Annotated in this window: 14 protein-coding genes and 1 tRNA gene; 8 read left to right on the top strand and 7 right to left on the bottom strand. The window is 60.6% G+C overall.

Annotated features, from left to right (window positions below):
- Window positions 1-76: 76 nt before the first annotated feature.
- The 3 genes from Q7P63_17160 to Q7P63_17150 all read right to left on the bottom strand — a co-directional run bounded on the left by Q7P63_17160 (window position 77) and on the right by Q7P63_17150 (window position 4,956).
- The gene (locus Q7P63_17160; GenBank protein MDP0501826.1) at window positions 77-1,093 is read right to left on the bottom strand and encodes a hypothetical protein; all 1,017 of its coding nucleotides are present in this window, start codon (window positions 1,091-1,093) and stop codon (window positions 77-79) included.
- Between the two features lie 39 nt (window positions 1,094-1,132).
- Window positions 1,133-1,729, bottom strand: a complete 597-nt coding sequence (locus Q7P63_17155) for a hypothetical protein (GenBank protein ID MDP0501825.1) — start codon at window positions 1,727-1,729, stop codon at window positions 1,133-1,135.
- A 137-nt stretch (window positions 1,730-1,866) separates the two neighbouring features.
- Complete coding sequence (locus tag Q7P63_17150; GenBank protein MDP0501824.1) at window positions 1,867-4,956, bottom strand: right-handed parallel beta-helix repeat-containing protein; 3,090 nt, start codon at window positions 4,954-4,956, stop codon at window positions 1,867-1,869.
- Window positions 4,957-5,178: 222 nt separating this feature from the next.
- Here Q7P63_17150 and Q7P63_17145 point away from each other — a divergent pair, with 222 nt between their 5' ends.
- The gene (locus Q7P63_17145; protein MDP0501823.1) at window positions 5,179-5,976 is read left to right on the top strand and encodes a hypothetical protein; all 798 of its coding nucleotides are present in this window, start codon (window positions 5,179-5,181) and stop codon (window positions 5,974-5,976) included.
- A gap of 1,322 nt (window positions 5,977-7,298) precedes the next feature.
- On the top strand, window positions 7,299-8,600 hold the full coding sequence (locus tag Q7P63_17140; protein MDP0501822.1) for a site-specific integrase: 1,302 nt from the start codon (window positions 7,299-7,301) through the stop codon (window positions 8,598-8,600).
- Window positions 8,601-9,206: 606 nt separating this feature from the next.
- On the opposite strand, the gene Q7P63_17135 is transcribed toward Q7P63_17140, so the two are convergent.
- From Q7P63_17135 to speA, 4 genes are all read right to left on the bottom strand, one after another.
- Window positions 9,207-9,283: transfer RNA gene (locus tag Q7P63_17135), tRNA-Met, on the bottom strand.
- 155 nt (window positions 9,284-9,438) lie between these two features.
- Window positions 9,439-10,593, bottom strand: a complete 1,155-nt coding sequence (gene nspC / locus Q7P63_17130; GenBank protein ID MDP0501821.1) for a carboxynorspermidine decarboxylase — start codon at window positions 10,591-10,593, stop codon at window positions 9,439-9,441.
- A 7-nt stretch (window positions 10,594-10,600) separates the two neighbouring features.
- Entirely contained in the window at window positions 10,601-11,809 is a 1,209-nt protein-coding gene (locus Q7P63_17125) for a saccharopine dehydrogenase family protein (protein ID MDP0501820.1), read from the bottom strand.
- A gap of 21 nt (window positions 11,810-11,830) precedes the next feature.
- A complete protein-coding gene (gene speA / locus Q7P63_17120; GenBank protein MDP0501819.1) occupies window positions 11,831-13,753 on the bottom strand; it encodes a biosynthetic arginine decarboxylase in 1,923 nt (640 codons plus the stop codon).
- A 395-nt stretch (window positions 13,754-14,148) separates the two neighbouring features.
- On the opposite strand from speA, the gene Q7P63_17115 reads away from it, so the two are divergent.
- From Q7P63_17115 to Q7P63_17090, 6 genes are all read left to right on the top strand, one after another.
- Window positions 14,149-15,228: a Gfo/Idh/MocA family oxidoreductase gene (locus Q7P63_17115; GenBank protein ID MDP0501818.1), complete on the top strand. Its 1,080-nt coding sequence runs from the start codon at window positions 14,149-14,151 to the stop codon at window positions 15,226-15,228.
- A 106-nt stretch (window positions 15,229-15,334) separates the two neighbouring features.
- Window positions 15,335-16,225 carry a fructose bisphosphate aldolase gene (locus Q7P63_17110; protein ID MDP0501817.1) on the top strand — a complete coding sequence of 297 codons (891 nt, stop codon included), beginning with the start codon at window positions 15,335-15,337 and terminating at the stop codon, window positions 16,223-16,225.
- Window positions 16,226-16,341: 116 nt separating this feature from the next.
- Window positions 16,342-17,808, top strand: a complete 1,467-nt coding sequence (locus Q7P63_17105) for a DHA2 family efflux MFS transporter permease subunit (GenBank protein MDP0501816.1) — start codon at window positions 16,342-16,344, stop codon at window positions 17,806-17,808.
- A 160-nt stretch (window positions 17,809-17,968) separates the two neighbouring features.
- Window positions 17,969-19,084, top strand: a complete 1,116-nt coding sequence (locus Q7P63_17100; protein ID MDP0501815.1) for an efflux RND transporter periplasmic adaptor subunit — start codon at window positions 17,969-17,971, stop codon at window positions 19,082-19,084.
- 2 nt (window positions 19,085-19,086) lie between these two features.
- Complete coding sequence (locus Q7P63_17095; protein MDP0501814.1) at window positions 19,087-22,155, top strand: efflux RND transporter permease subunit; 3,069 nt, start codon at window positions 19,087-19,089, stop codon at window positions 22,153-22,155.
- Window positions 22,155-23,780, top strand: a complete 1,626-nt coding sequence (locus Q7P63_17090; protein MDP0501813.1) for a TolC family protein — start codon at window positions 22,155-22,157, stop codon at window positions 23,778-23,780. The genes Q7P63_17095 and Q7P63_17090 overlap by 1 nt, the downstream gene beginning before the upstream one ends.
- Window positions 23,781-23,783 lie beyond the last annotated feature (3 nt).

Below are 23,783 nucleotides of genomic sequence, written 5' to 3'. Positions count from 1 at the left end.
TGCTCAGGACGGGCCACAAAAAGAGCCTCCGGTTTCCCGGAGGCTCGTCTTGGCCCTGTGTCACTATCCAAAAGAATCAGTCTTTTGGAACCCAAACCCATTCGCCGCTGCTGGCCGGTGCAGGCTCGTGCGTGAAATAGATCCAGCGCCCCATCCGAGGGCTATATACCCAGGGAAACTCCGCCAGATAGAGTGAGCCAAACCAGTTGGCGGCATGAACCCAGTTTTCCTGGGTGTAAGGATAGCCGCCCCAAGACTCTCCGCCCCCGGTGCTGCCGCTTTCGACTTGGGCCGAGATGTTCTTGATCGAAACCTGGCTTGCGGTGCTGGCCGCGTCGCTCACCCGCAGGAAGAGCATATCAAAGGTTTTGAACGGCGCGCCTTCGCCCAGATCCGTTCCGTTGTCGTTGACGGCGTAGCTGGAGACGAGGGTCGAGCCTTCGTAGATGTTCATCGTCTGTACCAGATTGCTTTGGCTCTCCAGATACAGTTCGTAGCTCAGCGTATACTCCACGCCATCCTGAAAGCTGTAGGTGCCGGAATCCGAGAGACGGGTAAAGGCGGAGGTGCTGCCCAGCAGGCTGTTGTTGGGCGGCATGCGCTTACCGAGTTCCGTTACGGAGCCCGTGGGGTTCGAGGTGAAGCGTAGAAATGCGGCGTAGCCTTCGGAGTCGGCCCAAGGGCTGACCGCGCCTCCGGAGTCGGTGTTGATATCTTCTTCGACGCGTCCCTCTTCATGATGGAACAGGCCCATGCGAAAGCCGCGGCTGGCCCCGGAACTGAGCCCGGTGGGGACCAGTGTTACCGATACGGTCAACTTTTCTCCCACGTTGAGCGTGTAGGGCGTCCCGGTAAAGTAGGTCCAGATACGGGTGGTGCTACCGCCAAAGGTGAAGTCCAGGCTGCCGGTATTGACAACGAGGCCTTCGGGGGAGCCGGTCCAGACGGCAGCCTCATCCGGGAAGTTGGCCTCGAAGCGATTGCCATCGGCAAACGAGTCGTCGAGCAGCACGGTCTGGCTGTGCAGCGTGCCGGCAGCAAGGACTGCGGCGAGGGAGCATGCCTTTAGGAAGGTCTTGAGGGGCTGTTTCATGTGCAGAGGAGTGTGGGTGTTAAAAAAAAATAAGAGACATCATTGGGCGGTGACTTCTACCGCGTGCCATGCCACAGGGCCTTTGCCCGTCCAGATGAAGAGCGCGACCTGCACGTAATGCGCGTTGGCAGGGGCTTCGAAGTCTCCCTCCAGATCGGTCCAGCCGCCGGGCCAGCTTTTGCGGTTCAGGTTGCCGATGGCGGCAACGGTAGCCGTCTCGCCGCCGATCCCGATGTGCAGGTGCTCACTGTCCAGCGGCTTCTTGTCCGCATTGTAGTAAGTCAGGCGCAGCACCACGCCGGGGGATTTGCGTTCAAGCTCCGACTGCGGTGTAATCAGAATCCGCGCCTTGTAATGGCAGGGCTGCCCCGGTTCGACCGCCGCCAGCGATGACTGCAGGGCAAAACGGGCCAGTTCGTCGGACTTCATCAAGGCAATGCCCGAGTCGATCTGAAAAGAAGCGCCGCAATCGGCATATTTCGACGGCACAAATAGCCGCCACTCGGAGGCGTGGGCGTCGCTCAACTCGATGAGGGTGCGCGCCGGCAACGAAAATGCGGCACCGAAGGTCGCGGCGACTGTCAGCAGCCGATGCAAGGTACGACTGCGACGATATGTAGGGCTGAAGGGATTCATAGGGGAGTCTTTGGGGTTGGGGATGAGCTGCCTGGGCAGCGCTGCTTCGAATGGCCAGATGCTAGGATGCCCCGGGTTATGGCACGAGCGGAGCACTGCTTTTATTGAAAAGCCAGGATCGTTATCTCTCTGTGGGTTCAGGGCACCGCCAGGCGGAAAAAGGTCGGCTGGCCCCAGGCAGGAACTTCAGCCGCGTGTTCGACGAGCGCATCGGCGTCGGCCTCCTGTTCGGTGCTGTATACAGCGTCCCAAGTGCGAAGGTCGGTCGAACGTTGCAACTCAAGCCCGAACCCGTCGCGCGCCTTGGGTTGCCGCCATGAAAGGGTCCATACGGGGCCTTCGGCTTCGATCTGCAATCCTCGATCGCCCAGATCCGAATCTGGTCCGAGGCCAAGAGCGAATTTCAGCCCTATCGGCGTTCCATCCAATCCGCGCGCCAGGGCGGGGTTGGGTTCCTTTTGCCACGCAAAGATCGAAGGAACCGGAGCCTCAGGCAAGGCGGGCGCGGTCAGTACAAAAGCATCGTCGAAGTAGGCGCTGCCGCTGCCGCTGCCTTCGGCTTCGGCCATGAGGATAACCTGCAGCGTGGCCGAGCCTGCGGGAACCATCGCGCGGTGCACGTATTGGCGCCAAGGAGCGGGGCCTGGGGGCAGCAGGTGCAGCGTCTCCATAATGAGGGCGCCATCGCGATCCACAAAGCGCAATCCAACGGCAAAGCCCTGCCCGTCAACCACACTCGCGCGGATGCGAATCTGCGCCGTCTCTCCCACAACGACAGGCATGGCACGGCTCACTACTTTTACGGCCTCGCCAATGTTGACGAGCTCCAGGCCGCGCCCTCCCGTGTAGGCGGCATCGGCGGAAGCCTGAGGTTCACCAGCTTCGATTGACCAAAATACCAGACCGCATTCAAAGCCGGGATTAGCGAGCGCAACGGGAACTCGCGCCAATCCGATACCATCGTAGTCGACGGTCGAAATGCGGTTCTCGTAAGTCCTCAATACCACCCGGACGCCAGCCGCATTTGGTGGTGCGTCTCCATTCACCGCGATGCGCCGCCATGCTGTCCAGTAGTCCTTGATTACCTTGTTGTAGCCGGTCAAGACCATGCCCGAGGCGTTCACAAATTGCAGTTCGAGCACGCCTGCCTGCGAGGAAGCCTCGACGGAGCGCACCCAGGCGCGGGCTTGCCAGGTCTGCCCCGGTTCAACTGGGTAGACCGCTGAAGATACGCTCGCCGCGGTATCGGTATTAGAGTCAGTCAGCCGAAGGCCGTACGTGCCGACCCGTGCCGCTTCTGTCGTGGTGAGCGCGCCGTTTCCCTCGGTTGTCCAGCCTGCCAGGGCGGCTTCGAAACCAGCGCTTTCCAAGACAACTGGTTCAGTGCGGTCGAGAAAAGTATTGTCGGAAGCCAGTGCCGGTTGCATGAGCCCGCTGGCCAGTTCGCTTGCGGCCAATCCGTCAAAGACGTTTCCGGTGATCTCGATTCCGGATGAGGTCTCATTGTCGTAATGCACCCCGCCACCCGGTTCGCCGAACGCCCAGACGTTGTGGTAAAACAGGTGGTCACGGCTCCGATCGCGCAGATAGATTGCGCCCTCGTGGTCGAGCATGAAGCGGCTGTGCAATATCATCCAGTCATCGTTGCCACCGCCAAACCACGCCCCGCCATTGTAGTAGCCGTCGTTGGGCGCGCTGAAGTCGCAATGGTAAATGACGTTGCGCGGGCCGTTGACACCGTGGCTGGTGTCGCTAGCGGAGTAGAGCGCGCCCCCATACCCTCCGTCTCCAGTGTTGGAGAGCACGACACAGTTCTCGATGAGGTTTTCGTGCGTATAACCGGCGTGGAATTGCGCGTCGCTGCCGTAGAAGGTGCTGTTACGGATCACGTTGCCGGCCGCGCCCCACTGGAACAGGGGTGCATGACGCAGGAAGGCCGTCGTCACGTTTTCCATCAGGCAGTCGTATGACTGATCCCAACCGACGTAGGCGCTGCCGGCATGGCCCTTCCAGCCGGCGTCGATCATCGTGCAGTCGCGGATTTCTCCGTGTTTGGAGCTGACCATGTAGAGCGGGTGGCGACCAGCCTTTCGGACGGTCACGTTTTGCGCCCAGCATTCCCAGCTCTGGCTGAACAACACACCACAGACCCAAAGATCGCTCGTCTGCTCCAGCGTCAGGTTTTCAATCCCGCAGCGTTCGATGGGATCCAGCTGCCGCACGAAAGCGCCATCTTCCATGGGAAAGTCGATCCGCAAAGGCGCATCGACAACGACTTTGCTGCCGTTTACCGCGACAACCTTATATTGATTGGCCCGGTGTGTCCCAAAGGTGATCTGATTCCCTGTTTCGGCGTTCCAGCGTTCCGTCGGCGGAGCCTGGATCTCCAGCCTGTCTCCCACCTCGAAACCGTGGCCGGAGCCGAGTTCCAGCACCTCACTCCCACGGATCGCCGATTGCTTTAAGGTCCGCTGCGAGTAAATCGTGTTGTTGAAGGTGGGCTGGCTGCCTGCAAACGTAATGGCTCCCAACAGTCCGACGCCTCCGCTTTCATTGGGCAAGATCCATGGGCCGTCCGTGGTCGCCTGCAGCTGGATCGTTTGCGAAGTGCTACGAGTGGGCTTCTCGTAGTAGTCCACTTGCACGGTGAGGGTGACACTGCCAGTGCCGCCCGCCTTGGTTAGGATTTTTTGACCGTTGGTTGAGAGGCTGCAGATGGGTTCATCGTCTTTCAGTCGAGAAGCCGATTGCACCACGACCCCATTCACCAGGATCGAGATCTTTTTCAGCCCCTGCGGATCCGCAAAGGCCTGAATCCACGAGTTCTTGTAGACGTTGCTGCCCGGTGCTGGCCAAAGAATCTCGGGATTGTTCTCTGGTCCGTTCCAGCGAAAGACGATCCGCGTTGCATTTTGGCCTGCTCCTCGCAGGACGACACCGCTTTGGCGGATCACGACCGGCCGGTCCAGGTAATAGGTTCCCGCTCCAAGGTTGACGACACCTCCGCCGGTGAGGCTGGCGGCGGCTTCTTCAATTGCGGCAGCATCGTCTTCCAGGTCGGCGCCGTGCACAGTCAGGTCAACTGCGGGCGAAGCCACCGCAGGAATGCCGCCGTTAATCCCGGCTCGTGTCCAGTCGGGGTATTGGAGCCCATCGGGCCCAGTGATCGAGGCGTGGCAGGCTGCCGCAGACAGGAAGGCGCCAAGGAGAGGGAGGGTAAAACGCATGGAGTAAAAGGGTGGGGTAGATTCCGCTGTGTCCCTTTTGGATCTGCCGGTGGTCCACATCGCCGGCGAGGGTAGGAGCGTTTTTATTGAGAAGTGGTCGAGGTGACGTGCCGTGAGATTCGTTTTTCAATAAAAGCGGCGCTGCCGTTGAGCGCTCGGCTGCGAGTCCTTCAGCCTGCGGGCACCTCGCTGCGGATCTACTCCCCGCAACAGGCTTATCCTATGAACTCACAGCACCCCATTCTCACTCCTCTGGCGGCCGTCATTGCCGGCCTGATTCTCTCCTCGCAACTGAGTGCCACCGTGCTCCTTTCGGATTCCTTCGATTACATGGATGGCGAGCTTGTCTCCGTGGCGGGTGGCAACTGGTCGACTCTCGACTCGGCCTACGCACAAACCTACCGGGTGGTGGACGAGCAGTTGGTGGCGGAGTTTTCAGCCATCGGAGGCTCCACCAACCGCGAAGTCGGCGCCGCGCTCTCCAGCTCGGCCACCACCGGCTTTGTCTACACCAGCTTCCAGTTCCAAGCGTCCGTTGCTCCCACCTCTTCCGCAGGCTACATCGCCTTCCTGACTGCTGAAGGTTCCACCGGTACCCGCGCGAGCCGCCTCACCTATCGCTTGAGCGACGGTGGCCTGCAATGGGGCATCACCAACACCTCCAGTGCCAGCCAGGCCACGTGGCAAACGGCCACCGCCGGCGATCTGGACACGGCCTACCTCATCGTCACTCGCTACGACCTCTCCACGGGCACTTCAACCCTCTGGATCGATCCAACAGACGAGCTTTCGACGTCGGTGGAGTCGACGAACGGAACGCTCATCAACGAGGTGGGCGGCGTGGGGCTACGTTTACGGTCCAGTGTCGATTCCGGCACCTATGCGCTCGATAACTACCTCGTCGGCACCTCTTGGAGCGATGTCGTCTCGACTGCCGCCGTTCCGGAGCCCTCTACTTACGCGCTCGCCGCAGGCTTCTTCACCCTCGGCTTCGCCGCCTGGCGCCGCCGCCGCGCCTGAAGCGATAGCGGAACTTTGCGTCTTCCTCGCCGACGGCCACACCAGCCGTCGGCTTTTTGGCGTATCGCCCATGGCATGTTTAGCGTCTACGTCCTGCTATTACTTTAGTTTACGTTTACCTTAGGCTTCATTCCTAATCGCGAGAACAGACAGAATTCGTCTACAACCCCTAATATTCTCTAGGGCCAAGCACTTTTGTTAAGTTGCCCTTCATCCTGCTAGTCAGGTAGCCTTCTTGATCAATCGCGTAGCGACCGGGTAAGTAAAGTTTGATCTCCTTGTTGTAGGCCCCTGTTAGCTCCGCTAGTGCTTTACGCAATGGCTTGCAGCGACTTCTGGGCCGTCCTGCGCAGTCTATGTAGCGGTTGGTGCTTAACAGCTGAGCAGCAAGAATCAGCAGTATTCGCTGCTTCCTTTCGAAGCTGTGTGATCTTTTGTCAGTCCAATTCTCGCTAATGCTAATAGCCATCAGATCTTTAGATTGTTTACTGGGCGTCCATTTGAGTCTTACACAAGGGATAAGGTCTGGCCCCTTCATCCCGGGCCACTGTTGATCTCGGCCTATGATCTGCTGGATCGCGTGAAAACGAAAAAACCCGTGGACGATGGTAGATCCATGGACCAAAAGAGGGGTCTTAAAGCCGTCACGCAGTATCTCTGTAACCAAGCGGGACGTAACGGTCTGGAAATGGTCAATTATACAACGGTAGTACTGATAGTCCATAGGCCAGTTGATATCGCTGCCTAGGTCTCTGGTCCTGAGCTGGCGATGGAGATCAAGACGAAGAGAGCTGGCGGAAACATGAGTCACTGGTGCATCCGTTAACCTGAGCATTATTGATGGTATATGTTGTTGTTTTGCAGGTTGCAATCGAAAGACGGAAAAGTCCGACTTTTGCGTAAGATTCAGAAAATCAGATATATAAGGGACGTTTACGTTTTTTCTGAACGAAGATCAGAATATAGCATATGAAAGAAACGACAAGAGCTCTGATCGAGCTTGCTATAACAGGAGACGAAACGGTTGGAAAACTGCAGCGCCAGCGCGTGCTAGACGCGCTGGAGAACTCGGAGGAGCGAATGATGCATCCGGAGGCAAGGCCAATGACGGTTGCACGGCTCGCCCAGGTGCTGGGAGCCTCCCGGACGTCGTTATATGCTGAGGCCAAGCGTCATGGTATCTTGCTTCACAGGGGGTGTGCCGGAAAGTTGACGCCTGAAACAGTTGACCAATTCCTCCGAATCATGCGCCCTGCGCGGCAAACAAAAAAGCTAAGATGAGCTTAGAAATATCTAGTCGAAGTCCCTATTTCTTTTCAGTCATGCGCATGGATGGAAAGAGGAAAAAGATTGCTTTGAGGTGCAAGTATGCAGGGGTGCCACCAGAGGGGTATCGCATTTCCAGCCCAGGTGACGCTGAGTTTGAAGCCTCGCGCAAGCTGGCTCTGGAAGAGGAGGCTAAACTGGCTGCGCGTTTGCAAAGATCCAACAACCCCGCTCAGGTGCTAGCTGAGTGGAGCCGTAATGGTCATAGCGAATTGGCGCCGACCCCAGAAAGGTTAACAACGGACAAGCTCTATGCTCTCTGGCTTAAGCAGCCGCGCAAACGCAAGAGTAAAAGCCCAAAACATGGCGAAGAGGTTCGGCGTCAGTTGAGCATGTTTGCGGGCTATATGCAGCAAAAATTCTCGGTTGAGGATTTAGGGACAGTGGAGTCGCGCCACTGCAAATTATATGTCAGTGATCTGGATGATGGAAAGCTGACAAACGGTTCAATCAATAAGCGCGTGGGAATTCTCTCGGCGCTTTACAACGCGGCGGTATATTATGAGTATCTCAGTCGGAATCCATTTGAAAAAGTAGAAGAGCTAGAGGACGACTCAATTTCAAGGCGTGCGTTCTCACAACAAGAGATAGAGGTGATCTTGGACCGCTGCCAGGATGATCCACAGTTGCATTTCTTAATCGCGGTAGGTGTTAGCACGGGCATGAGGTTGGTAGATTGCTGCCAGCTCCGGTGGAGAGAGGTAGATCTGAATAGGGGATGCATAAGGATAAAAACTCGGAAAACAGGAAAGGAGGTCGCTATTCCGTTGTTCCCAAGGCTAAGAAACGTTCTGATCAGTAGGGGAGTTGGTAACCCTGAAGACTTTGTTTATCCCGCTGTGGCAAAGCAGTATTCCCGAAATACCAAACTGCTTGACAAGCGGCTAAAGGAGCTCCTGCTGGCGATCGGGTTCAATCTTGACGATGCGGACGAGAAGAGCTTGCAGGTCGTACGAGAAAAAGGCAGTCGCCGCGCGTCTACATTCGGATTTCACGCGCTTAAAACGACCTTTATCACCTTGGCGGTGGCCAGTGGCGTCCCTATTTCGGTCCTGCAAAAGGTTGTGGGCAACAACACGGTTGAGGTCATTATCAATCGCTACATTCAGCTTAGCCTGGACCAATCAAGGCAGGCGTTCAGTAAGCTGCCTACTGTCATTACTGGTCTTCCTGCTTCAGTGCCGGACGCTCGTGACCAGGTCCTGGCCGAAGTGGAGAAGATGAACTCGGAAAATTGGCAGATCATCCGAGCGGAGATACTCCGAAGGTTTGGGGGCAAGCCTGATGGCGTCCACTAGTTACGGTTAAGAGGTCTGAGGCTGGTTATATCAACGCGCCAGAGCGGCTATTCTGTGCCTCTGGCCAAAGCCTCTGTCCTCGGCCCTCAGGCGTATCTCGCAGTCGGGGACTTGTTAGTGGATCATTTGGTGCTGTCAGCATAGACGTTGAAGCCGAAAGGACAACTGCCAGGGCGCTCCCCGCCTTTAACATCGCTAGAGGGGCTCCTCACGCATTTTCCAGTAGCACATCAGTTCGGTTCGGTGGCAAAACCGTAGAAGCAGCGAGGCTGGCAATAGTGTTGGTAGCTGACAGAGGCTGCACGCCGGGACTGGAGGAGTTCAGATGTCAAAACTGCAAGGTAATGCCCTCCCCACAGACTTTGAGCATCACAAACACGGGCCATTGCGACATATTAACGTGCTTTGCACCGCAAGCCCGCGCCATCAGCGGGCTCAGAGACTTGGGACACGCTGCCGGCTGGACTTGGGACATTGTCCCAAGTTTGGGACGTGTTCAGGGGTGTTCACCGGTGTTAAAAGTTGCAAACGTCCCGACGCATGAGCATGCCAGAAATCTGGTCAAAAATAAAAGCCGCTGAAAATCAGCGGCTTTTACCGGTAAATTGGGTGCAGGGGCTGGATTTGAACCAACGACCTTCAGGTTATGAGCCTGACGAGCTACCGGACTGCTCCACCCTGCATCTTTGAAAGTAAAAGTTTTAGAATGGCGTGATTCGCTTTCGAATCAAGATCTATTTCTGATAGTCTTTATTTTTTCGGATCCGTCAACGGAATTCCGAGAAAAAGTGACGTTTTTTTGTCAGCCGTATCTCGGAAGCGTGACGGAGCAACTGCTTCACCCGAGGCGGTTTTTGAAATCGGCGTAGGTGAATTCGCGCAAGACCTCCAAGTGGCCGGTCTCCGGGTCGTAGGTGGCGATGGCGGGGTGCTGCACGCCGTTGAAGAACGAGGTCTTCACCATCGTGTAGTGCGCCATGTCGGTAAACACCAGGCGATCGCCGGCCTTGAGGGGCTGGTCGAACGAGTATTGACCGATCACGTCGCCGGCGAGGCAGGTCATGCCGCCGAGGCGGTAGGTGTGGGCTTTTTCGCCGGCCTCGCCGCTGCCGATGATATGGGGGCGGTAGGGCATCTCCAGCGTGTCGGGCATGTGGGCCGTGGCGGAGGTGTCGAGGATGGCGTTGAGGCCGTCGTTTTCCACCACATCGAGGACGGACGCGACTAGCACGCCCGCATTGAGGGCCACGGCTTCGCCCGGCTCAACATAGACTTCCACGCCGAAGCGTTTGCGCACGCGTTCGATGCACTCGCAGAGGAGGTCGAGATTGTAATCGGGTCGGCTGATATGGTGACCGCCGCCAAAGTTGACGTATTCCACTTGCTCGAGCAGGTGCGCGAACTTCTTCTCGACCACGCGTAGGGTGCGGTCGAGCGCATCGGAGTTCTGCTCACAGAGCGTGTGCCAGTGGAGGCCGCTGATTCCGTCGAGGGACACCCCTTGCAGGTCGTCGTAGCGGATGCCGAGGCGCGAACCGGGGGCGCAGGGGTCGTAGAGCGGCACCGCACCCTCGCTGTGCTCCGGATTGATGCGGAAGGCGCAGTCGATGGAGCGGGGAGCCGCTTCGATCAGGGGGCGGAAGCGCTTCCATTGGGCCACGGAGTTGAAGACGAGGTGGTCCGTCAACTCGAGCAGCTCGTGGATGTGCGCTTCGCTGTAGGCGGCGGCAAAGGTGTGGACTTCCTTGCCAAACTCTTCGCGGCCGAGGCGGGCTTCCCAAGGGCCGCTGGCGCAGACGCCGTCGAGCGTCTCGCGGATCAGTGGGTAGACGTGGAAGAGCGAGAACGCCTTCTGCGCGAGCAGGACCTTGGCACCCGTGCGCTGCTTCACCTGACCGAGGACGGCCAGGTTGCGACGCAGCCCGCCGAGGTCGACGACGAAGCACGGGGAGGGGGCCTGCTGAACGATGTTGTTCAGGTGCGGGTCTTGCATCAATGGGCTAGTTCAGGACTTCGACCGGTTGCTCGACGACCTTCCACGGCAGCCCGTGTTGGTTGAGGGCTTCCATGAAGGGATCCGGGTCGAACTGTTCCATGTTGAAGACGCCTTCGCCGCGCCACTTGCCTTGCAGCACCATCTTGGCGCCGATCATCGCGGGCACGCCGGTGGTGTAGCTGATGGCCTGGCTGCGGACCTCGCGGTAGCAGGCTTCGTGGTCGCAGATGTTGTAGATGTAGAACTGCTTGCGTTCGCCGTTCTTGATCCCGCGGGCGACGATGCCGATGCAGGTCTGGCCCTTGGTCAACGGACCGAGGGACGACGGGTCGGGCAGCACCGCCTTGAGGAACTGCAGTGGGATGATCTCCTGCCCATTGTAGACCACCGGGTCGATCCGCGTCATGCCGACGTTCTGGAGCACTTCGAGGTGCTTCAGGTAGTTGGCGCTAAAGGTCATCCAAAATTGGGCGCGCTTGATCGTGGGGAAGTGCTTCACCAGCGATTCCAGCTCCTCGTGATACATCCGGTAGATATTCAGCTCGCCGATGCCTTCGGGGAAGTCGTAGCCGCGGTGGCAGCTCATGGCCTTGGTTTCCACCCAGTCGCCATTTTCCCAGTGGCGGCAGGGGGCCGTCACTTCCCGGATGTTGATTTCCGGGTTGAAGTTGGTGGCAAAGGGCTGGCCGTGGTTGCCCGCGTTGGCGTCGATGATGTCCAGCTCGTGGATTTCGTCGAGCAAGTGCTTGGCGGCGTAGGCGGTGTAGACGTTGGTCACGCCCGGGTCGAAGCCACTGCCGAGCAGGGCCATCAGCTTGGCCTTCACAAAGCGGTCCTGATAGGCCCACTGCCAGCTATATTCAAACTTCGCGGTGTCGCGCGGCTCGTAGTTGGCCGTATCGAGGTAGTCGATGCCGGCTTCGAGGCAGGCGTCCATCAACGGGAGGTCCTGGTAGGGCAGGGCCACGTTGACGACGAGGTCGGGCTTTTCCTGGCGCAGCAGGGCGACCGTTTCGGCCACGTTGTCCGCATCCACCTTGGCGGTGCGGATGTCGCGGCCTTGCATTTCCTTAATCTCGCGGGCGATCGCGTCGCACTTGCTCACGGTGCGCGAGGCGAGGACGATTTCGGAAAAGACTTCCGGCACTTGGGCGCACTTGTGGGCGACCACGCTGCCGACACCGCCGGCTCCAATAATCAGGACTTTGCTCATTTTCGGGCTAAGACTGGGGGCTCAGGATTGGTAGTAGGTATAGCCGTTGAGGTTGCGCAGGTAGATTTCCATGATCTGCTTGCGCTCGCGGCTGGAGATATGGCCGTCGCGCACGGCGTTTTCCGCACGGCGGCGGAAGCGGCTGGCGACTTCCTTGGGGTCGTATTCGACGTATTCGAGCACATCGGCGATCGAGTCGCCCTCGATTTCGGAGCGGATTTCGAACTTGCCCTTTTCGTCGACGCGCACGCTGGCCACGTGGGTATCGCCCAGGAGGTTGTGCAGGTCGCCAAGGGTTTCCTGATACGCACCGACGAGGAACACGCCGAGGTAATAATCCTTGTCCTCTTCCAGTTCGTGCAGGGTCAGGGTGTTCTTGACGTCCTGCAGGTCGATGAAGCGGTCGATCTTGCCGTCGCAATCGCAAGTGATGTCGGCGATCACGGCCTGGCGGGTCGGGGCCTCGGCGAGGCGGTGGATCGGCATCACCGGGAAGAGCTGGTCGATGGCCCAGATGTCGGGCAAAGACTGGAAGACGCTCAGGTTGCTGTGGTAGGTGTCGGCGATGGCCACGTTGAGGCTCTCGAACTCGTCGGGCACATACTTTTCGTGCTTCAGCATCTCGGCGATCTTCTGCGTCAAGGCCCAGAAGATACCTTCGACCTGGCCGCGCTCGCGGATGCTCACCTTGCCATACTTGAACAGCTCGCGGATCTCGTCGCGGTAATACAGGCTGTCGTGGAAGACTTCCTGCATGTTCTTGCGGGTGAGAGACTTGGCGGCGTGGAGGATGTGCTTGGAGTAATCGTGCGCATCTTCGGGCAGCTCCGGCAGCTTGCTGCTGGGCGCAAAGCGGCTCACGTCGAGCACGTTGAAGATCAGCACCGAGTAGTAGGCGACGGTTGCGCGGCCGCTTTCCGTAATCAGCGTGGGGTGGGCGATCTCGTCCTCATTGAGGATGGTCATGACCACTTCCACGATGTCGCGGGCGTATTCGCCAATCGTGTAGTTGCAGCTGCTGGCAAAGTTGGTCGCGCTGCCATCGTAGTCGACGGCGAGGCCGCCGCCGAGGTCGAGGAAGCCCATCGGGGCGCCTTCCTTTACGAGCCCGGCGTAGGTGCGCACAGCTTCTACCACGGAATTGCGCACGTCGCGGATGTTCGGCACTTGCGAACCGAGGTGGTAGTGCATCAGGCGCAGGCAGTCGAGCATCCCGGCCTTGCGTAGTTCGTCCACCACCTGGATGATCTGGTTGGTGGAGAGGCCGAAGGCGCTGCGGTCGCCACCGCTGCTCTTCCAGTGGCCGCTGCCGCTGCTGGAGAGCTTGAGGCGCACGCCGATCAGCGGCTCGACTCCCATGGCCTTGGAGCGCTCGATGATCAGCGGCAGCTCCATCATCGTTTCGATCACGATGACGCAGTTGATGCCGAGGCGGCGCGCACTGAGGGCGAGGTTGATAAATTCCGCATCCTTGTAGCCGTTGCAGATCAGGAGCGATTCCGGATCGTCGAGATACGACATGGCCGTGATCAGCTCCGCCTTGCTGCCTGCTTCCAGGCCGTGGTGGAACTGCTTGCCGAACGTCGTGACTTCTTCGACGACCTGCTGCTGCTGGTTGACCTTGATCGGGTAGACGCCCCGGAACTTGCCCTTGTAGCCATACTCGTTGATGGCCTTGGCAAAGGACTCGTTGATCAGGCGCAGGCGGGAGGCCAGGATGTCTTCAAAGCGCAGCAGCACGGGCATGTCCCAGCCGCGCTCGCGTAAGCCTTCCACGATTTCGCGGAGGCTGGCGCCGGCCAGGCCGGGCTCGCCTTTGGGGTTCACCAAGACGTCACCGGACGACGAGATATCGAAGTATCCCGCCCCCCAGTTCTTGATGCCGTAGAGATCGGCCGCTTGTTCGAGCGACCATTTGTCCAACAACGGATTTTTGCGGTTCAACGCGGTCTGTGTTTCTGAAGGGTTTGTGGCAATGGGAGAGGCCATGAAAATGCGTCAAAAGTCGTGAATAACAATCAAGAAATGCAACGCGCCTGCGGATTTTTGGGAAGCTCGAAAGCCGCCCATTCCGAAGCGGGCCGCCACGGGTAAGGGTGAGAGAAAAGGTGATCTTTTCGACTGAAGCGGAAAGCTCATCTGGCTAACACTACGGGGCCGGAAAAACCCGACCGCATATCCTAAAGTATCTCTCCCGGTCGCACAACCGTTTTGGCCGAAATTGGGCTTTAGCCGCCAAAATGTCACGCATTAGGGGCCGGAATCTGACTGTTTGGCCTCAAAACCAGCATTGACCATCGACGCCGCTCGCCCGCTGCGGCATCTTCGGGCATTCTGTTATGCCCCAGCTATCTCCCTACGCGCCCTCGGGCCCCCAACCGAAGCCAGTCGTCTCGCCCGGCGAATGCTGTTTTGCCGCCAGCCATTTCGAGCACGGCCATATCTACATGCAGATCGACGGTCTGGCGCAGGCCGGGGGCACCCTGACCAAGATCTACGAGCCCGACGACGCCAAGGCGGCCAAGGTGTTGCAGCACTACCCCGATTGTAAGCGGGTGGCGTGCTTCGAGGAGATTCTGGAAGACCCCCGGGTACGCATCGTCACCTCCGCCGCAATCCCCGACGAGCGGTGCGACCTCGGCCTGCAGGTGCTGAGGGCGCGCAAGGAGTATCTGACCGACAAGGCGCCCTTCACGACGCTGGACCAGCTCCAACGGGCCTGGGAAGCTGCGCGCGACACCGGGCAGCGCTACATGTGCTGCTACTCCGAGCGCCTGTTGAGTGAAGCCGCCTACCACGCAGGCGAGCTCATCCGCCAAGGGGCCATCGGGCAGGTGCTGCAGGTGATCAACCTCGCTCCACACAACCTTGGCGCCGCCGGTCGTCCGGATTGGTTTTTTCAGAAAGCCCGCTACGGCGGCATCCTGACCGATATCGGCTCGCACCAGTTCGAGCAGTTCCTCCACTACACGGGCGCGACCGATGGGGTGGTCAACTTCGCCCGGGTCGAGAACTTCGCCAACCCCGCTTACCCGGAGCTGGAAGACTTTGGTGAAGCCTCGCTCACGTTGAACAACGGCGCGTCCTGCTATTGTCGCCTCGACTGGTTCAACCCCGCCGGCCTGCGCTCCTGGGGCGATGGCCGCACCTTTGCACTCGGGACCAAGGGCACGCTGGAGATCCGCAAGCAGCTCGACGTGGGCCAAGACCACGGGGGCGAAAAGATCTACCTCGTCGACCAGGAGCGCGAGCATCTGATCGATTGCCAGGGCAAAGTCGGCTTTCCCTTCTTCGGCCAATACATTCTCGATGTACTCCACGGCACCGAGCAGGCCATGACGCAGGCGCACAGCTTCAAGGCCGCCGAGCTTTCGCTCCGCGCACAGGCCGCAGCCGATGCGGGCCGTTCATCAGATTAGAGCGCCGTTCGACAAACGCGCGGTGGCAATTCGACAAGCAGCGGGAACGCGCCTAGGGTAGGGGAGCGATGCGGCGTTTGAAGCCAGCACGGAACCCCGACCCATCATGGCCAATTTTTACGATCAACTGAAGAAGATGCGCACCGCCCAAGGCTTCATTGCCGCGCTCGACCAGAGCGGCGGCTCTACGCCCAAGGCGCTGCGCGAATACGGCATCGAAGAAGATGCATACCAGACCGAGGCCGAGATGTACGACCTCGTGCACCAGATGCGCAGCCGCATCATCAGCAACGAAGCCTTCGACGAACGCATCATCGGAGCCATCCTTTTTGAGGCCACGATGGAGCGCAAAGTCGAGGGGCAGCCCACCGCCACTTACCTGTGGGAGCAAAAACGCATCGTGCCGTTCCTGAAAGTCGACCAAGGGATGGAGAAAGAGCGGGACGGCGTGCAGCTGATGAAGCCGATGGATAGACTCGACCACCTGCTGCAGCGGGCCAAGCAGGAAGGGATCTTTGGCACCAAGATGCGCTCCGTCATCCACAAGGCCAGCATCGAAGGGGTAAAGGCCGTGGTTGCCCAGCAGTTTGAATATGCCCGCCGCATCTGCGCGGTGGGGCTGGTGCCGATCGTCGAACCGGAAGTCGACATCAAATCTCCCACCAAGGCCGAGGCGGAGAAGCTCCTGCGCGAAGCCATCGTCGAGCAGCTCGACCAGCTGGAAGAAAACGAGTTGGTGATGCTCAAGCTCTCCCTGCCCAGCCAGCCCGGCTATTACGAAGCCTGCCGCGCCCACCCCAACGTGGTCCGCGTGGTGGCGCTTTCCGGCGGTTACGACCGGGAAGAGGCAAATGCGCAGCTCAGCAAGAACTCGAAGATCATTGCCAGCTTCTCCCGCGCGCTGCTCGAAGGGTTGACTGCGCAACAGAGCGACGAAGAGTTTACCAAGACGCTCGACGCCTCCATCGAGAGCATCTACCGGGCTTCGCTGACTTGAAGTAACTGCTTCAAGATTGAGGTAGTAGCATTACTCAACAAAATCGGGTGGCAATTCGCCCCCCGATGCGCCATGACCTGAGCGCCACCGGCTCATCGTGGGCCGCCCCTTCCTTCATGGATTCGCAACCCAAGCCAACTCTGCGCAGCGTGCTGCCCTGGCTGGTGGCCATCGCGTTTTTCATCGAGACGCTCGACGCCACTATCCTCAACACCGCTGCGCCCCGTGTGGCCGAGAGCCTCGGTGTGGAGCCGTTGAGCCTCAAGGCTGCGCTCACGAGCTATGCGCTCAGCCTCGCCGTGTTCATCCCGATCAGCGGCTGGGTGGCAGACCGGCTGGGCACACGCCGCACCTTTACCAGTGCGATGGCGCTCTTTGCCCTCGGGTCGCTGCTCTGCGGCCTTTCGGTCAACCTGCCCATGATGGTGGCCTCCCGGATCCTGCAAGGGGCGGGGGGCTCGCTCATGATCCCGGTGGGCCGGATTGCGATGGTGCGGACGTATCCGCGCTCGGAGCTGATCCGCGCGCTCAACTTCGTCATTATTCCCGGTCTGCTCGGGCCCTTGCTCGGTCCGCTGGCGGGCGGTTTGATTGTCCAGTGGCTGCCCTGGCATTTCATCTTCTGGGTCAATCTCCCGTTCTGCTTTGCCGGCGTGCTCGCCTCCAGCAAGCACATGCCCGACTACCGCTCGGAGACTTCGCCCCCGCTGGACTGGGTGGGCTTCCTGCTCTTTGGCAGTGGGGTAGGGCTGCTCGCCTTCGCGCTGGAGGTCTTGGGCGAGCACACGCTGCCCATGGCGACGGTGGCCCTCATTGCGGCACTCGGGGTGGGGCTGGTGGTGACTTACGTGATCACCGCGCGCACCAAGGAGCACCCGCTGCTCGCGCTCGACCTCTTCAAGGTCCGCACTTTTCGGATCTCCGTGGTGGGCGGCTTCGTCACGCGGCTGGGCATCGCGGGCATGCCCTTCCTCCTGCCGCTGCTCTACCAGATCGGGCTGGGTTTCCCGCCCTGGAAGGCAGGCCTGCTGATGATGCCGGCCCCGGCGGCGGCCATCCTGATGAAATTCCTCACGGGCCCCATCCTCAAGCGAATCGGCCACCGGGTCGCGTTGCGCTGGAATACGGTGCTGCTGGGCGGCGTAATCGCTTCGTATTCGCTGATCGAGCCCGGCCGGCCCATCGCGTTGATCGTCGGGCTGGCCTTCCTGCACGGCTTTCTCATGTCGCTGCAGTTTACCAGCGTCAACTCGCTCGCCTATGCCGATGTGCCCAACGAGCGGACCAGCGGCGCGTCATCGATCACCAGCACCGGGCAGCAGATGTCGATGAGCTTCGGCATCGCACTCGCCTCCTTCCTCGCCATCCTGCTGTTGGGCGGGCTGGAGCAGGCAGAACCGCAGGCATTCGCTGCGGGGCTGCATCGCACCTTCTGGATCCTCGGCGGATTCACGGTCATCTCTTCCCTTACGTTTATCGGGCTGCGAGCCGACGACGGCAACAACGTGAGCAATCGGGCCAACCGCATCCGCGAGCCCGCGACAAATGTGGAAGAAGCGACCTTGCGCACGCGGAGTCGTTAGCTTAGGAATGGCATCGCTTCCGCAGCGTGAGGCGACCATCTGTCCAGCAGAAATTCCACCTATCCGCCTTTTTTACGGAACTAAACACGTTGAATTGTGTTCTTACCCCACGAACAGGATTTTTTTAGCCGTGGCTCTCTATCGTACTCTATCTCTTCCCGTGGCATTCGCCGGGGTCGCAATCTGGCTAGCCGGATGCGGTCAACAGGCGACGACCGAAGCTCCCCAACGCCGACCGGCTCCGGTCGAAGTCTTCACGGTTGAGAAGGGCACCATTACGGAACGTCGAGATTTGAGCGGCACCCTGCGCGCCAGTGCCGATTTTGTGGTTGCGAGCAAAGTCAGCGGTCGCGTCGACCAGTTAAAGGTACGCGTTTCCGACACCATCGAGCGCCGGGGCATTGTCGCCGTGCTGGAAGATGAATCTTACGTGCAGGAAGTCCGCCGCGCCGAGGCCGACCTGCTCGTGGCTGAGGCCAACCTGGAGGAAGCCAAGGCCCGGGCGGAGATTGCCCAACGCGAAATGCAGCGCGTCAGCCAGCTTCGCGAGCGTGGCGTCTCGTCGGATACCCAATACGATACCGCCCTGGGCAGTGAACGCTCTGCCCGCGCCGGGCTGGCCGTGGCCCAAGCCCAGGTCGCCCGTGCCGAAGCAGCGTTGGAAACGGCCCACCTGCAGCTGGGGTATACCGAAGTCCGCGCCGAATGGAGCGAAGGAGACGCCACCCGGATCGTAGCCGAACGCTTTGTAGACGAAGGCGACATGGTCGCTGTCAACGACGAGATGTTCCGCATCGTCAACCTCGACCCGCTACTGGGCGTGGTAAACGTGACGGAGCGTGACTATCCCCGCGTCTCCAACGGCAACACCGTCACCATTCGTACCGACGCCTATGCCGGACAGACCTTCGAGGGCAAGGTGGTGCGGGTCGCTCCGGTTTTCTCCGAGAACTCTCGCCAGGCCATGGTCGAATTTGAGGTGCCCAATGCCGACGGACGGCTTAAGCCCGGCATGTTTGTGCGGGCCGAGCTGGTGATGCAGGACCACGAAGACACGATCATCATCCCGGAGGCCGCCGTCGTGCGTCGCGACAATACCAACGGGGTCTTTTTGGTCGATGAAGGTGGCAAGACCGTTTCCTGGCAGCCGGTACGGCTCGGGATCCGCGAGGGCGACCGGGTGGAAGTGACGTCGGGCAACGTGTCTGGCCAAGTGGTGACGCTTGGCCAGCAGCTGCTGGAAGACGGCTCGGCGATCACCATCGACGCTGACTGATTATGAGCCTGCCCAAGTTTAGCGTCCGCAGGCCCATATTCGTGACGATGATCACCCTCATCGTCATCGTGCTGGGTGTCGTCTCCCTTCGCGAGCTCAAGATCGACATGTTGCCAAGTGTCGAGCTGCCGCGCATCTCCGTCACGACCGATTTTCAAGGGGCCAGCCCCGAGGTGATGGAGCGCCTGATCACGCAGATTATCGAAGAAATCGTCGCCACCACGCCCGGCATCGAGGAGCTCACCTCCACCTCCAGCGAAGGCCGCAGCCGCGTCAGCCTCACCTATGGCTTCGGCACCGATGTCGACCAGGCGGCGCTCGACCTGCAGGCGACACTGGCCGACGAAATCAACGAATTGCCCGACGACGTGGTGCGCCCCCGCGTCAGCAAATTCGACATCGACAGCTTTCCCGTCGTCCTTCTCGGCATCTCCAGCAAGCTCGACCCGGTCGAGCTGACGGAGATCGTCGAAGACCAGTTGCGCTACCGCTTTACCCGCGTGCCCGGCGTGGCTCAGGCCGACCTTTGGGGCGGCTTTACCCGCGAGATCCGGGTCGAGATCGACCCCGATCGCATGCGCGCACTCGGCCTTTCCATCGACACCGTGCTCGATGCGATCGAAAACGCCAACCTCGATTTGCCGGCGGGCAAGATCGAAGCCGGTCGCTACGAGGTTACGCTGCGTGCCCCCGCCGATTTCCAGAGCCTCGAAGAGCTGCGCAACACCGCGATTCTCAACCGCGACGGGGCGGTTGTCCGCCTGGCCCAGGTGGCCGAGGTGCTCGACACCTACACCAAGCTGACCCGCTACATCCGCATCAACGACGAGCAGGGGCTGCGCATCGCCATTCGCAAGAAGGCAGGCGCCAACACCGTCGAAGTGTCGCGGGCGATCCTCGAAGAGATCGAAGACATCAACGAATCTTTCCCGCAGCTGCAAGTGGTGCCGGTCATCGACCAGGGTAACTTCATTCAGCGCTCCATCGAAAACGTGGCCATGTCGGTATTCTATGGCGGCGGCCTGGCGGTGTTGATCCTGCTCTTCTTCCTGCGCAACTTCCGCAGCACAATCATCATCGGCATCGCGATCCCGATCTCGATCATTGCCACCTTTACGCTGGTTTACTTCCTCGGCTTCACTATCAACCTCATGACGCTCGGCGGCCTTGCCCTGGGCGTGGGCATGATGGTCGACAGCTCGATCGTGGTGCTCGAAAACATCTTCCGTCGGCGCGACGAAGAGGGCGAAGACCGCCGCGAAGCCGCCGCTCACGGGGCCGACGAAGTGGCCTCTGCCATTACCGCAAGCACGATCACCACACTGGTCATCTTCCTGCCGATCATCTTTATCCAAGGGGTGTCGGGCGTGCTGTTTCGCGACTTGGCCTACGTCATCGTCTTTTCGCTCTGCTGCTCGCTGGCCGTCGCGCTCAGCCTCGTGCCGATGCTCTGCTCCCGCTTCCTCAAGAGTCGTGAGCAGGAGGCCAAGCGCGCCCCGTGGGTTACCAAGCTGCTCGCGTGGTCCGACCGCGGCTTCAACCGCCTCGAAAGCGGCTACGGCTCGGTGCTCGACAAGGTGCTGCGCCGCCGTTTCGTAGTGGTGAGCACGGTGGCGGCGATGCTGGCGGGCTCGCTCTTTCTCTGGCCCTACATCGGGTCCGAATTTCTCCCGCCGACCGACGAAGGCGAAGTGCGGATCGAGGGCGAGATGGAGGTCGGCACCCGCCTGGAGCTGGTCGAAGAGCAGACGCGCAAGATGGAAGAGATCGTCTTCCCTGCGGTGCCCGAAATGGTGTCTTCAGTCGTCAGCGTCAGTGGTAACGAAGGCGAAATCCGCCTGTCGCTGACCCCTTCGGCCCAGCGTGCCCGCTCCAACATCGAGATTGCGGAAGACCTCCGTCAGCGCCTGGCGGGCAAGATCCCCGGGATGGAAGTGCGCACTCGCGCACCGCAAGGCCAGTTCCTGCTCGACCGCCTGCTCGGTGGCAACGAAGGCCTTACGATCGAGATTCGCGGTTTCGCTTTCGATACCCTGGCCGCCCTCGGTGAAGAGGTGGAAGACGCCATCATCGACATCCCCGGCGTCACGGACGTGCAGCGTAGCATCACCGAAGGCATTCCGCAGGAGCGCATCGAGATCGACCGCGAGAAGATTGCCGATCTGGGCCTGAGCGCCCGCGACGTCACCCGCCTCGTGGAAGCCGCCATTGCCGGTTCCGACGCCGGAGACTACCAGACGGGCGGCAATTCCTACCGCATCTTCGTCCAGCTTTCCGAAGCCGAGCACCGGACGATCGATGAAGTGCTCGACCTGCGTCTTACGACCGAGAGCGGCGAAGACGTGGCCCTGCGCAACCTCGTCTCCGTCACCTCCGGGCGTGGCCCGCAGGAGATCACGCGCAAGGACCAGCAGCGCATCGCCCGGGTGAGCCTCAACATCGAAGGCCGCGACCAAGGCTCGGTCGTGGCAGACGTCCAGGCGGCGCTCGACACCATCGCATTGCCCAACGGCTACTCCTTCTACGTGGCCGGCAGCTACGAGGAACAACAGGAGGCAGCGCGTGAGCTAGGGATCTCGTTCCTGCTCGCGATCCTGCTCGTCTATATGGTGCTCGCCTGCCAATACGAATCGCTGCTCAACCCGCTCGTGGTGATGTTCTCCGTGCCCACGGCCGCCATTGGGGTGCTGCTCACGCTGTTTCTCACCGGCACCACGCTCAACCTGCAGAGCGGCATCGGCTGTATCATGCTCGCAGGCATCGTGGTCAACAACGCCATCCTGCTGGTCGATCAGGCCGGCCAGCTGGAGGAAAAGGGCTGGGATCTGATGGCCGCCGTGCGCGAAGCCGGTCGCCGCCGCCTCCGCCCGATCCTCATGACCAGCCTCACCACGATGCTGGGCCTGTTGCCGCTCGCCCTCGGCATCGGCGAAGGGGCCGACGCGCAAGCCCCGCTGGGCCGTGCGGTCGTCGGGGGTCTCTTTGGTTCCACGCTCATCACGCTGTTTCTCGTGCCCGCCATCTACTCGCTCATGCACCAAGGTTTCCGTCGTTGGAAGGAGTCGCGCTAATGTCTCGCCTCCGCTGCTTTACCACCTGTTTCCTCATCGCCGGCCTCGGGCTGGCAGGATGCTCCAGCCGCGTCGAGCCCGACCCGCTGGTCGTCCCCACCTCCTCGGGTGGCGAAATCCGCGTCGAAGACCCGGTGATCGCGGGGCCCGTCCAGCCGCCGGCGAGCTTCAACGAAGCCGCCGTGCGCACCGCGCCGACCGAATACGCGCTGACGGTCGAAGACGCCGTCTTTCTCGCCCTGCGGCACAACCGCAACTTGCGCGTGCAAGAGCTGGAGCCCGTCATTGCCGACGCTTTCCTCATGACCGAGCGTGGTATCTTCGATCCGGAGATCTTCGCCTCCTACCAATACGACGAAGAAAACGTCTCCGAAACCGACCGAGGCACCGGGGGCTCTTACAACGTGGTCGGCAACGACAACAACGCCGCCGTCGGCGTTCGCCAGACCCTGCCCACGGGGACGGAAGTCGAAGTCTCGGTCGAGCAAGGGCGCTCGGTCTCCAGCCGGACGCAGGAAGAGCAGTCGGCCCGGCTCGGGCTCTCCGTCACGCAATCCCTGCTGCGCGGCTTTGGCCCCAGCGTCAACCTAGCCGCTGTCCGGGCGGCTGAGCTGGCGCGCGATGCGAGCTACTATGAGCTGGCCGCCTTCAGCGAGGCACTGCTGGCCGAAGTTGAGACGACCTATTGGGAATACGTGCTCGCGCGGGAAGAAATTGCCATTTTCGAGCGCTCCCTGGCGGTGGCCGAGCAGCAACGCGACGAGATCCAGACCCAGATCGAGATCGGGACGCTGCCCCCCATCAATGCCGCTGCGATCAAGGCCGAGGTGGCGCGCCGCCAGCAAGACCTGATCGACGCCCGCAGCCGGTCCAATCAACTACGCCTCGAATTGGCCCAGCTCATCCTGCCGCCCAACAGCTCCTTCAACGAAACGCAGATCGATACCCGCTCGACGCCGCCCTTGCAGCCCGAGCCCATCCGCGACGGCGCGGAGCGCATCCAGCTGGCCCTCCAGTCGCGCCCCGACCTCAAGGAGGCGGAGAACCTCTTTGGCCAGAACCGCCTCGAAGTCCTGCAAACGCGCAACGGCCTGCTTCCGCGGCTCGATTTGTTCCTCGATCTCGGCAAGACGGGCTACGCGCAATCGGTCGAGCGCTCTTTCCGCCGCATGGACGATGAGACGTACGACCTGATGGCGGGGGTCGAATTCAGCATGCCGCTGGGCAATCGTGCCGCCGAAGGTCGACACCTCGCCGCCCGCGCCGCCCGCGACCAGGCGGTGGAATCACTGCGCAACCTGCGCCAGGTCATCCAGCTCGACGTATTGCTCGCGCTGAACGAAGTCGAGCGTCTGCGCCAGCAGATCGAGGCGACCGCTGTCACCGTCGAGCTGCAGCGCCAAGCCGTTACCGCCGAGGAAGACCGCTTCGAACTCGGTAGCGGCACATCTCTCCAGCTCGCCCAGGCTCAACGCGACCTGCTGGAAGCGGAAATCGCGCGGGTGGGGGCGATTATCCAGTATCGCATTGCGCTGGTCGACCTCTACCTGGCCGAGGGCACCTTGCTGGAACGTCGAGGCGTTACGCTGCCCATGCCATACCGCGGCGGGGCAGGGCTCCCGTAGGCT

The sequence above is a fragment of the Verrucomicrobiota bacterium JB022 genome (assembly GCA_030673845.1).
In the GTDB taxonomy this organism is placed as follows: Bacteria; Verrucomicrobiota; Verrucomicrobiia; order Opitutales; family Oceanipulchritudinaceae; genus WOUP01.
The sequence above is the reverse complement of the archived record's forward strand: the minus strand, read 5'-3'. Positions and strand labels throughout refer to the sequence as shown.

What these genes read in the sequence shown, in the direction of transcription:
- Q7P63_17140 (MDP0501822.1), top strand. Translation starts at nt 7,299, where the DNA reads ATGCGCATGGATGGAAAGAGGAAAAAGATTGCTTTGAGGTGCAAGTAT.
- Q7P63_17110 (MDP0501817.1), top strand. Translation starts at nt 15,335, where the DNA reads ATGGCCAATTTTTACGATCAACTGAAGAAGATGCGCACCGCCCAAGGC.
- Q7P63_17145 (MDP0501823.1), top strand. Translation starts at nt 5,179, where the DNA reads ATGAACTCACAGCACCCCATTCTCACTCCTCTGGCGGCCGTCATTGCC.
- Q7P63_17155 (MDP0501825.1), bottom strand. Translation starts at nt 1,729, where the DNA reads ATGAATCCCTTCAGCCCTACATATCGTCGCAGTCGTACCTTGCATCGG.
- Q7P63_17125 (MDP0501820.1), bottom strand. Translation starts at nt 11,809, where the DNA reads ATGAGCAAAGTCCTGATTATTGGAGCCGGCGGTGTCGGCAGCGTGGTC.
- Q7P63_17150 (MDP0501824.1), bottom strand. Translation starts at nt 4,956, where the DNA reads ATGCGTTTTACCCTCCCTCTCCTTGGCGCCTTCCTGTCTGCGGCAGCC.
- Q7P63_17095 (MDP0501814.1), top strand. Translation starts at nt 19,087, where the DNA reads ATGAGCCTGCCCAAGTTTAGCGTCCGCAGGCCCATATTCGTGACGATG.
- Q7P63_17090 (MDP0501813.1), top strand. Translation starts at nt 22,155, where the DNA reads ATGTCTCGCCTCCGCTGCTTTACCACCTGTTTCCTCATCGCCGGCCTC.
- nspC (MDP0501821.1), bottom strand. Translation starts at nt 10,593, where the DNA reads ATGCAAGACCCGCACCTGAACAACATCGTTCAGCAGGCCCCCTCCCCG.
- Q7P63_17105 (MDP0501816.1), top strand. Translation starts at nt 16,342, where the DNA reads ATGGATTCGCAACCCAAGCCAACTCTGCGCAGCGTGCTGCCCTGGCTG.
- Q7P63_17115 (MDP0501818.1), top strand. Translation starts at nt 14,149, where the DNA reads ATGCCCCAGCTATCTCCCTACGCGCCCTCGGGCCCCCAACCGAAGCCA.
- Q7P63_17160 (MDP0501826.1), bottom strand. Translation starts at nt 1,093, where the DNA reads ATGAAACAGCCCCTCAAGACCTTCCTAAAGGCATGCTCCCTCGCCGCA.